The organism is Pseudarthrobacter sp. LT1 (assembly GCF_035621795.1).
Taxonomy (GTDB): Bacteria; Actinomycetota; Actinomycetes; order Actinomycetales; family Micrococcaceae; genus Arthrobacter.
On sequence record NZ_CP141830.1, the window covers coordinates 4,637,108 to 4,647,576 of the forward strand.

The 10,469-nt window shown below is 60.9% G+C and carries 8 protein-coding genes; all 8 read right to left on the reverse strand.

Annotated features, from left to right (window positions below; all coding sequences use genetic code 11):
- Positions 1-4,356 precede the first annotated feature (4,356 nt).
- The 8 genes from VIK36_RS21705 to rpmH all read right to left on the reverse strand — a co-directional run bounded on the left by VIK36_RS21705 (position 4,357) and on the right by rpmH (position 10,099).
- Positions 4,357-5,667, reverse strand: a complete 1,311-nt coding sequence (locus VIK36_RS21705; RefSeq protein WP_255173828.1) for a ParB/RepB/Spo0J family partition protein — start codon at positions 5,665-5,667, stop codon at positions 4,357-4,359.
- Positions 5,668-5,732: 65 nt separating this feature from the next.
- On the reverse strand, positions 5,733-6,815 hold the full coding sequence (locus tag VIK36_RS21710; RefSeq protein ID WP_324643620.1) for a ParA family protein: 1,083 nt from the start codon (positions 6,813-6,815) through the stop codon (positions 5,733-5,735).
- Between the two features lie 89 nt (positions 6,816-6,904).
- Positions 6,905-7,555: a 16S rRNA (guanine(527)-N(7))-methyltransferase RsmG gene (gene rsmG, locus VIK36_RS21715; RefSeq protein ID WP_324643621.1), complete on the reverse strand. Its 651-nt coding sequence runs from the start codon at positions 7,553-7,555 to the stop codon at positions 6,905-6,907.
- A 20-nt stretch (positions 7,556-7,575) separates the two neighbouring features.
- Complete coding sequence (locus VIK36_RS21720; RefSeq protein ID WP_255173831.1) at positions 7,576-8,139, reverse strand: protein jag; 564 nt, start codon at positions 8,137-8,139, stop codon at positions 7,576-7,578.
- A complete protein-coding gene (gene yidC / locus VIK36_RS21725) occupies positions 8,139-9,110 on the reverse strand; it encodes a membrane protein insertase YidC (protein ID WP_255173832.1) in 972 nt (323 codons plus the stop codon). The genes VIK36_RS21720 and yidC overlap by 1 nt, the downstream gene beginning before the upstream one ends.
- Positions 9,111-9,125: 15 nt before the next feature.
- Complete coding sequence (yidD, locus tag VIK36_RS21730; RefSeq protein WP_255173833.1) at positions 9,126-9,518, reverse strand: membrane protein insertion efficiency factor YidD; 393 nt, start codon at positions 9,516-9,518, stop codon at positions 9,126-9,128.
- Positions 9,511-9,921 (reverse strand): ribonuclease P protein component, encoded by a 411-nt coding sequence (gene rnpA, locus VIK36_RS21735; protein WP_255173834.1) that lies wholly within the window; start codon positions 9,919-9,921, stop codon positions 9,511-9,513. Before rnpA ends, yidD begins: the two co-directional genes overlap by 8 nt.
- A 40-nt stretch (positions 9,922-9,961) precedes the next feature.
- Positions 9,962-10,099: a 50S ribosomal protein L34 gene (gene rpmH, locus VIK36_RS21740; protein WP_003800212.1), complete on the reverse strand. Its 138-nt coding sequence runs from the start codon at positions 10,097-10,099 to the stop codon at positions 9,962-9,964.
- Positions 10,100-10,469 lie beyond the last annotated feature (370 nt).

Below are 10,469 nucleotides of genomic sequence, written 5' to 3' on the forward strand. Positions count from 1 at the left end.
GTAACTGAGGCCAGCCACCCCTGCGGGTGAGTGCGACTGTCCGCAGCGCCGGCAGAGTGCCCCGGCGATTGATGAACGGGAAAAATCATCAAGTACGCTTGCTTGGCGTTATGCCCGCAACGCCGGGGATGCCCCTGCTTGGAGCACTCACCACCATTGAAGGCGGCGGGTACCTCTCCCACCGATGAACCCGGGATGGTCAGCCGGCGACTGTTTCACGTGAAACATGCTGCGCCTCATGCCTCACTATCTGTCCGCTAAGCATCGGGCATGCTCACCACTTCGCACCCCGGAGCAAGTCACCTTCAAGCAGGAATAGCACGAGAAGACTCCACACATATCGCGGGTGTATCGAGCGGAACTGAGTTGGCTCCGACTTCAACAGGTAAATGGCTCTTCGTCCAGGCACATAGATCCAGTGCCCAGCCTGTTTCCTGCGCCATTACGGAAGGGGGTTATTCGCATCAGTGACGTATGTGCCAGAGTCGAAGGTAAAGGGACCTGGATAAGAACCTTGTGCATCGGCAGGGCTTGACGAGTGCCGAACACCAGATTTTTAGATGCGCGGATCCGGATTGGATGCGGCTGGACAAAACGCGTGCCGATGTAGATCAGGTAGCCTTGGGGGAGCGCACTTAAGGGCCAGGTACAGAGGACGGCGAGTCACGGCGCCAGTCGACGATAGGTCCCCCTAGTTTGGCCATCATCTTGCGTACAAAGGGGCCCCCGGAGGTCGTCTGCCAGATACACAGGCGCTTACCCGCACAGATCCGTAGCGGGCGATCCGGCACCCGCCACAAATGGTGGCGGCTCGGCATCGCAAGTGACAATCAGGGCCGCGGTTGTGAGGACCGGGCCCGAAGGAAGTGTGCCCAATAGATTTGATCGTCCGCCTGCCTTTTGGCGGATGCCCGATGTCCATTCGCAGGTTCACAAGTAGTTCCATCACGCGGTTGGGAACTCGGACCAGACCGCGCCTGCGCTCCACCTAATCCTGTACTGCTTCACGTGAAACACGCCATTGGCGATCACCGGAATGTTTCACGTGAAACGGCGGCCCTGAACACTCGGGGCACAGCTCTCTGAGAGGTCGAATAGGGTCTCGGCCACGGCTTTATCGTACTAAGAGAGAGCGGGACCACGCCGACTCGTGGCAGTGGCAAGCGATTGGCATCACCGCCGGCTGGCGGTGCGACCGCCGCCCCCGGCTAACAGGGGGACCGGCCGCGATCCAACCGGCAACCCGACCTGGATGGGGCAGCCCGAATGCGGCGCGTGCGGGGCAATGGTGGACCGCCGGCAGCCCCTGTAGGCCCCCGCCCCAGGAACCAAGTATCGTGTGGGCTCTTCAGCGTCGCCTTCTCCCGCTCGAGTATTCGCTGGTAGAATATACCCGTTCTATGCACGGTGGCTTCGCGTAGCGATGACCACCTGCCCCCGCCCTGAGCATGCATCCCCTGCAGGCAAATAGGAGTCCGATCGAAGCACCCTCAGTACATACCGAAAACGCCCCTCTATCCCACGCCGAGGCCCAGGCGGCGGCTTGGAATATGCACGGAGGAACAGGGCTGAATACGGCGACCCCTCCGGTGGTCCTGTCGCTGGACCACACCCCTAGGCGGCTGGGGACTGTGATCTTATCCACACTGTTATCCACAACATAGCATCATGGTATTCCACAGACTTATCCACAGCCCTGCGGCTGCGCTGAATCTGAGCCAGTTGGATTCAATGCGGGGCCCGTAGCTGGACTGACTCATACTAGACTCTTGTCCTGTGATCTCTCTGACGCAGCACGGGTTCATCTGGTCTACCAGGCCTGCTGTGTTGGTTCTTAGGTAACCAATTTGCATCGATTTTTCACGATTTGCGCTCTAGTGCGGTGAGCACGAGCTGTTTCACGTGAAACATCCCCGTGCACACCCCGCGCTACCTGCTCCACGTCCCTAGGCGTCCGGCCGTGCCCAGCGGCTTGCCGCTGCCACTGAGGCTAATCCCAGTCAACTGTGGGCGGACAATATCCCCAAGGTTATCCACAGGGATATCCACTGGGAATCTGCCCTTCTCATCACGGTAAGAACGGGTCCTGCAGCATCTGGGCCCGGGCGACCAGAAATGCGGGGGGCCTCCTGGAAGGTTGCTCGCCAGCAGGTGACCCGACTAGAAGACAGCCTTTACCAGGGAACAGCCGGAAACTCCTGCGCCGACAAGAAGACTGCACGTCCGCAGGGTCAGCCCCTTACCCGTGCGCTGGCAGGACTGCTGCAGGCTCACTACCGGCAACCAGCTATGCAGCATCCCTGAGTCAGCAAGAGGCCTAGGGGGAGGACTAGCCCGAGACATGAGCTGGAACCGTCCGTATGGGCCGGTAATAGGAGTGGCGGCTCTCCTCGGATGTCATATACGGAGGCCTCCTGCAGCACGCGGCCGGTTGCTCGAGGAGGTCGCCATGCCCCCAGGTAGCGGGCTACGTCCCTGAGCATAGCCCTCAAGTGCCAACGGTACTGGCCTCGCGCACCAGTTTGTGGGACTGATGTCGCCCGCTACAGAGGAACACCATGGAGGGCATGGTCAAAGGGCCCGAGTCCGAAGCATAAACTTCCTATTCACCTGCGGGCGGCGTTCCGGCTTTGGATCTGCCTCCTGACCGGGACAGAACGATCTCCAAGGGGAGACGAGCCCTAACGCGTAAACACTTCAAGGCAGGCCACCCTACATCCCCGCGGCTTGTATTCCAGGCTGTCACCCGGACCACCGCGTATAGAGGCATAGCTACTGTCGCTCCCGGTCGGTACCAGGTGTCGAGCGACTGAGACCAACTAAGTAGCACGTTAGTTTTACCGAGGACTCGGGCGTGCTGAGGCCCATTGAGGGTTGATGGGCCCTTGTGGACGGGGGTATCCGCCTGCAATGCCCTCTCTCTGCCGTGACTACAGCTAGCTAGTTAGTTCTCCTACATGACGCAGCGTATCGCTTGTTTCACGCGAAACGCGTTGGCATGGCAAAGAAAGTAGCTTTACCTATGAAGACGAGCCTCCGTACGATAGCGATCCACTTGGATTCGTGCTTCAAATGGAGACCTCTGAGTGCGGTCCTCGGCGGTGGACGCCAGAGGAGGGGTGCAGAACCTTATGGGACGATCCCGTGCTCGGCCGACAAGTGCCGGCCCGCATCCACGGAGGGTAGTCGAGGTGCAGTGGAATGTTTCACGTGAAACGCTGCAGTCGCCACCATGGGCCACTGTATGTTTCACGTGAAACCGGTACTCGTCCCCACCAGCCTAGGCTCTTCCCTCAGACAACCACTCGTCGACGAGCCGAAGTCTCACAAAGTCAGAGTCATCTTCTCGCCGGCTAACCAGCACCAACGGATGCTCCTAGTAGTCCGTCCCGTAACTATGAAAGCGGCTTTCGGCGCAGCACACGTTGCCTCACCGGGGGGTGAGCCGCGTCAGGGGCAGGCGGCTGGCAGTGGCAGTGAGGCATCGGATTCTTGCGTCACTGAATGCGGGGGACCCCATCAGTCTGGTGGCCGTATCAGCGCACGGCTCATGTGCAGCCAGGGCGGTCATCCACGCATCTAGTACAGATCGCCGAGAGATGACAAGTGAAGCACACCAGGAGATACCTTGAACCGGCGGTAGGCGCTAGCTGCCGGATGAGTGACTCATAGACCGTGTCCTGCCCTGGGAGTGGCGTGCGCTTGGGAGCTCACGGCCTGCGCCTCCACCCGCTCAAGTCAGTGCCAGCTTCACCGTTCCTTCTGAGCAGCGAGAAATGCCCGTTGTCCAACGCCATTTGCCCGTAACGGGCGGAAAAGGGCGGACGCTGCTGGCTTCTACGATGCAGACGCCTCATATCAGGGGAGCTCCAGCACCCGAACGAATGCATCAGACGACCTCGGAAGATCTGGACGGTCAGGGTTTCACGTGAAACGTAGCCGCGGGACGTCAACGCAGTGAAACGCGATCCGGGCAAGGATCATGAACGCTTGGTGGAATCCCAGAAGTGCGGATCGGAAACCTCTTCAACCGCTCACTAGACGCGCGAATCGTGGCGAAATACTCCTGGACCAGGAAAAACCCTTCAGACGTCCATTTCGGTACGCTCGAGACGGGGAGGGCGCGGGCTGCTCCTCGCCTGCCAAGCGACCAAAACCTGCACGCTGACGACAGTGCCTGGCGTCTCCCTTTCCGACGCGGACAAGGGGCAGCGAAATGACAAGATGCCGGTAGGGGCGGTTACAGGGATGAGAACCTCCCCCTAACAGCATGCCGTCGGGCGGTCTGGATACGCCTCTAGGCCCCCAAGACATGAGAAAGGCCCGATCCACAAGGAATCGGGCCTTTCTCAGAGACTAGTTGCTGGAACCCGGAGCCAGAACGTCCATGATCCGGTTCAAGTCCTCAACGCTGGCAAACTCGATACTGACCTTGCCTTTCCTGACACCCAGCGAGATCTTGACGTTGGTGTCAAGACGGTCAGAGAGCGAGGATGCAAGATAGTCAAGCCGTTCGTGCCTGGCACCGGGGCGCGGAATGTTGTTCTTGGCAGACTTGGCAGGATCCTGGTAGAGGGTCACTGCTTCCTCTGTTGCCCTAACGGACATTCCTTCCGCCACGATCTTCTGGGCCAGCCGCTCCATGGCTGCTGCATCCGGAAGCGACAGAAGGGCCCTGGCATGGCCTGCGGACAGCACACCGGCGGCCACGCGGCGCTGCACCAGCGGGGGCAGCTTGAGGAGACGAAGTGTGTTGGACACCTGGGGTCGGGAACGGCCGATACGGTCCGCCAGCTGCTCGTGGGTGGTGCCGAAGTCCTCCAGGAGCTGCTGGTAAGCCGCCGCCTCTTCCAGGGGGTTCAGCTGGCTGCGGTGAAGGTTCTCGAGCAGGGCATCCCGCAAGAGGTCGTCATCCGTTGTGTCACGGATGATGGCGGGGATGGTTTCCAGCCCTGCTGCCTGCACAGCACGCCAGCGGCGCTCACCCATGACGAGCTCATAGGGCTCGCTACCGTGTTCGGTTGAAGTACGGACAACAATTGGCTGAAGGACGCCGATTTCCCGCACGGAATGAACAAGCTCGGCCATGTCGTCTTCATCAAAGACGCTTCGGGGCTGTTTCCGGTTGGGATGGATATCGGCAACGGGGATTTCCGCGAAACGGGCGCCCGGAACCTCCACGAGCTCGACACCGGAGTCCACAGGACTCGTTACCTCGGCGGCAGCAGGTTCGGCAACAGGATCGGCGTTGCGCTCTGCCACAGCAGCAGATGCTTCCACTGAAGGGTCAGTTTCAGCTGCTGCCTTGGCCTCAGGAGTGGGCGCCTTTTTGGCGGGAGCCTTTTTCGTTGGAGCGGCAGCTGCAGCAGAAGCTGCATCCTTCTTCCCGTCCTCACTGACCTTGTCCCCAGAGGAACTGGCGGCTGCCGGCTTGGCTGAGGACCGGCTGTTCGAACCCGCAGAATCCTTTGCCTGGGTCTTGGCAGCGGCAGGCGCCGCAGGGGTCGCAGGTTGCTCCAACGGTTCGGTCTTCTTCCGGCCCTCGGGGAAGAAGAGATCCACGGGCCGGGACACCGCCCCACCGTTACCGGAGGACCCATTGGCTGCGGCGGAACTAGGAATCAGCGCGCCAAGACCGCGGCCTAGGCCCCGTCGCTTCTCGCTCATGGGTAAATCCCTCCAGTGGTAGACCCAGGACCAGCCTGGCTCCGTGCGTTGCGGTATTGAAGATTCTAGCGTTCCGCTATTTCAGCAGCGGCTTCCAAGTAGGACAGTGCACCACTTGAGGAAGGGTCGTACGTCATGACGGTCTGCTGGTAGCTGGGGGCCTCGGAGATCCGCACAGACCGCGGCACGACGGCCGAGAGCACCTGGTCGGGGAAGTGCTGGCGCACCTCAGCGGCCACCTGTGCAGCGAGGTTTGTGCGGCCGTCGTACATGGTCAGCAGGATGGTGGAGACAACAAGATCTGCATTGAGGTGCTTTTGGATCATCTCAATGTTCTTGAGGAGCTGGCTGAGGCCTTCCAACGCGTAGTATTCGCACTGGATGGGGATCAGGACCTCGTTGGCCGCACAAAAAGCGTTGACGGTCAGGAGGCCCAGGCTCGGCGGGCAGTCGATGAAGACGTAGTCCAGGCGCTCTTCACCGTTCTTCTCGCGCACCTTGGCATAGACGTCGATGGCTCGCCGCAAACGCTGTTCGCGGGCCACGAGCGATACCAGTTCAATTTCCGCACCGGCGAGGTGGATCGTGGCCGGCGCACAGATGAGCTTTCCGATGTCCGGGCACGGGGCAACAACATCAGCCAGCGGGACGTCATTGATCAGCACGTCGTAGATGCTGTCTACGTCTGCGTGGTGTTCAATTCCCAATGCAGTGGAAGCATTGCCCTGCGGATCGATATCGATGACCAGGACGTTGAGTCCGGCAGCAGCCAGCGCAGCGGCGATGTTCACGGTGGTGGTGGTTTTACCCACTCCGCCCTTTTGGTTGGACACCGTGAAGATCCGGGTCTTTTCCGGGCGCGGAAGCTTTCGCCCCATCAAGCGCTCACGGCGCTTCGTCTCGTGGGCAAGCTCACGGGCGATGGGGCTCGAGTCGTCGATGGCGTCAATGACGTTGGAGCGACCGCTGGAGGTTGTTTCACGTGAAACCACGCTTCCGGAAGAGGGAGAGGAAACCGTTTTAGGGTGATTACCGCCCCGACCCGGAGCCGTGGCGGTACCCGACAGTCCTGACCCAGCGACAGAACGTGCCGACCCCAAGGACACAAACGGCGGGATCCGTTGTGCGGAGGCTTCACTACTGGTCACTGGGGCACACTCACTCTCGTTCAGCCAATTTTGCTGCCGTTGTCTAGCCTAACTGCTCGCACCTGCTGACAGCCGTCAGCGGGCCCGCGTTAGGACTTCTTTTGGGACTTGTTCACCACGATGCGGACCACCGTGGTGGGTTCTTCCAGCAGGTTGTCACCCACCGTCAGCACCGAGGTCTCCACACCACCCAGCTTGCGGATGGTCTTTGCCGCCTTCTCGATCTCTTCGCCGGCGCTGCGGCCCTTGATCGCCACCACTTCACCGTGCCCTCCCAACAGCGGGATGGTAAGGCCGGCAAGGTTGGTCAACGCCGAAACGGCGCGGGCCGTCACCACATCGGCCTCCACGTGTCCCACGGCCAGCTCGGCCCGCGTACGCATCACCGTGACATTGTCCAGGCCGAGGTCATCAACCACTTCCTGGAGCCAGATCACCCTGCGCTCCAGCGGTTCGATGAGGGTCAGCTCAAGGTCGGGACGCGCGATGGCAAGGCAAAGACCAGGCAGTCCTGCGCCGCTTCCGACGTCGACCACATGGCTCCCCTGGGCGATCTCGCTTTCAATGACCGCGCAATTGAGCACGTGGCGGCTCCACAGCCTGGGAACCTCGCGCGGGCCAATCAGGCCCCGTTCCGTCCCGGACGTGGCGAGGTGCTCAACATACCGCTTGGCCAGCTCGAGGCGGTGGCCGAAGATCTTCTCAGCAGCGCGAAGCTCTGCTGCCGTGATGTCAACCATAACTATTGGGTCAGCATTCTCTAGTCTGCGGAAACAACAATGTGGCGTCCGGCGCCTTCGCCCTCGGACTCGCTGACAAGGCCGAGATCGGCCACGGCGTCGTGCACGATCTTGCGTTCGTAGGCACTCATCGGCTCAAGGGCCACCGGCTTGCCGGTTTCCTTCACGGAAGCCGCGGCGTCCTCGGCGACCTTCTGCAAATGCCCGGTACGTTCCTGCCGGTAGCCGTTGATGTCCAGGACAAGCCGCGAACGGTTCTCCGTTGCGGACAGCACTGCCAGGCGGGTGAGCTCCTGCAAAGCTTCCAGGACTTCACCGTCTTCGCCAACCAGGCCCTCCAGCCCCTCGGCCTCATCCTCGGCGACGATGGAGATGTAGGTCCGTCCGTTGCGGACCTCGATGTCGATGTCACCGTCGATGTCGGCGATGTCCAGCAGCTCTTCCAGGTAATCGGCAGCCACGTCCCCCTCTTCTTCGAGGCGACTGGCGGCGGAACCCTTGGGGGACGAATCGTCCTGGCCCACGGACGCGTCCTGATCTTCGATTTCTTCAGAAAAGGCGTGTTCGGTGCTCTCAGCTGACATTACTTCTTCTTCCTGTTCTTGCGCTGGGGCTGGACGCGCTGTGCCTTGATCTCAACTGCGGCCGCCGCTGCGGCGTCCGCTGCTTCATCCCGTTTCCCGCTGAGGACGGACAGGGCCGGCAGGCCCTTGGCGGCACGGCGTTCGGCGAGGGCCTTGGCTGCGGGGGATCCCGGCGTCGGCATGCGGCGGATGACGAAGAACTGCTGGCCCATCGTCCAAAGGTTGGTGGTGGTCCAGTAGATCAGCACGCCGATGGGGAAGTTAATGCCACCGACGCCGAAGACGATGGGCAGGATGTACAGCATCATCTTCTGCTGGCGCATGAACGGGCTGGCCATGGCTTCTTCAGACATGTTCTTCGCCATGATCTGCTTCTGGGTGATGAACTGCGAGGCAGTCATGGCCAGAATCATCACGATGGAAAGGATCCACACGGCGACCTGGTTGCCGCCACCCCCGCCATGCAGCAGGGAGGCGGACAGCGGAGCCCCGAAAATGCTTGAGGCGTCGAATTCCACTACCTGCTCGTGGCTCATGGCTCCGATGCCGGCGCCCTGGTCCTTTGCGGCGGAAATACCGGAGAGCACCTGGAACAGGGCGAAGAAGAACGGCATCTGGATCAGCATGGGCAGGCACGCCGAGAACGGGTTGGTCCCGTGCTTCTTGTACATGGCCATCTGTTCCTGGGCCATCGCCTGGCGGGACAGCTGGTCAGTCTTGCCCTTGTACTTGTCCTGGAGCTTCTTCAGGTCCGGCTGCAGCAGCTGCATGCCGCGCTGGGCCTTGATCTGCTTGACGAATACCGGGATCAGTGCGGCACGGATCACCAGCACCAGTCCGATGATGGACAGTGTCCACGTCCAGCCGTTCGCAGCGGGCATCCCGATGGCGCTCAGGCCATCGTGGAATCCAATCATGATGATTGAAACCAGCCACTTGAACGGGGCCATGATTGTTCCAAAGAAGTCCATACTTATCCCTATTCGTCAGGCCGCACTGCGGCCTTCTTCATCAGTCCGAGCAACCAGGTACCTGTCCGGATTGTTCAGCACAACAATTGTGGGGGTCTGGCCTGCAGGCCATTCCCGGCCGCCGGCGGGGACGTGGTCCACTCCACCGGCGTTCCATGGGTGGCAGTGGCCAAGCCGCCGGGCGGCAAGCCAGCTTCCCTTGACGGCGCCGTGGACGGTGACCGCTTCCAGGGCATAGGCCGAGCATGAAGGGAAGAATCGGCAGACTGGACCGTACAAGGGAGAAACCACCTTGCGGTAGGCCATCAGCAGAAGGATGAGGATGTTCCGGGGCAGGTTCCAGAGGAACTTCCCGACGGCGGCAATCACGTTGCGGAGATGGGCGACGACGGCGGTGGCGTTAGGCACGCGGTGTCCCCTCCTGTGTTGTACCGGCTGAACCCTTGGCGGCAGCCCGTGGAGGGCGGCCGGCCAGCCGGTTCAGCGTCGATTCCAGTGCAGCGTTGTAGTCCGACAGCAGCTGGTCCCAGCTGGCCGAGGCGGACGCAGGAAGCGCCCGCACCACGATAGCGAGTCCTGTACCGTGCTCGCGCAACGATGCAGCACCCGCTTCTCTCAGTCTCCTCTTAACGAGGTTCCTGACCACAGCGTTCCCTACACTCTTGGAAACAATGAACCCGATCCGGCTGGGTTCGTCGGCAGCAATGGCTGCCGCATATAACACTACGTTCCGGCGCCCATTGCGGACACCGGAACGTACAGTTGTTGAAAAATCAGTTGAGGTCCTCAGGCGGTTGCGGGTGGCCAGCACCTTAAACTCGCAAAGGAATGTCTACCGATAAGCCAGTTATTTAGGCCGACAGTTCGGTGCGGCCCTTGCCACGACGGGCTGCCAGGATGGCACGGCCGGCACGGGTACGCATACGAAGGCGGAAGCCGTGCTTCTTGGCTCGACGGCGGTTATTCGGCTGAAAAGTCCGCTTGCTCACGTTAGTTACTCCAGTGGATCAAAGGTGCGCCCACCCGATCAGTAATGGGGAAGAACTGGCCGACGCTAAGTTTTGTATATGCACGCTTCCCCCGGCTGCTCCAGGCGCATTGCGCTTGGATGTTCAGATGGGGCCAAAAAGCGGACACAAAGGACTTCACAACGTTAGGGCAATCTGAAAGCCCGAGTCAAACCGGGGCGCCCCGTAACGGCTGTCCCCAGCTGTTCCTAAGTATCCCCAACAGCCTGTGGATGAAGTGGCTCACAGGGGTGCTTCGGGAACCACAACCGTGTAATTATCCACAGCCGGATAGCCAGCTATCTTCTAGGCTTTTCATCCCCTAGAGTGTCCCAGTAGCCGATTATCCACG

Bases quoted from the DNA above. Each gene is read 5' to 3' on its own strand.
- VIK36_RS21705 (WP_255173828.1), bottom strand. From the start codon at position 5,667: ATGAGCGAGAAGCGACGGGGCCTAGGCCGCGGTCTTGGCGCGCTGATT.
- yidC (WP_255173832.1), bottom strand. From the start codon at position 9,110: ATGGACTTCTTTGGAACAATCATGGCCCCGTTCAAGTGGCTGGTTTCA.
- VIK36_RS21720 (WP_255173831.1), bottom strand. From the start codon at position 8,139: ATGTCAGCTGAGAGCACCGAACACGCCTTTTCTGAAGAAATCGAAGAT.
- rsmG (WP_324643621.1), bottom strand. From the start codon at position 7,555: ATGGTTGACATCACGGCAGCAGAGCTTCGCGCTGCTGAGAAGATCTTC.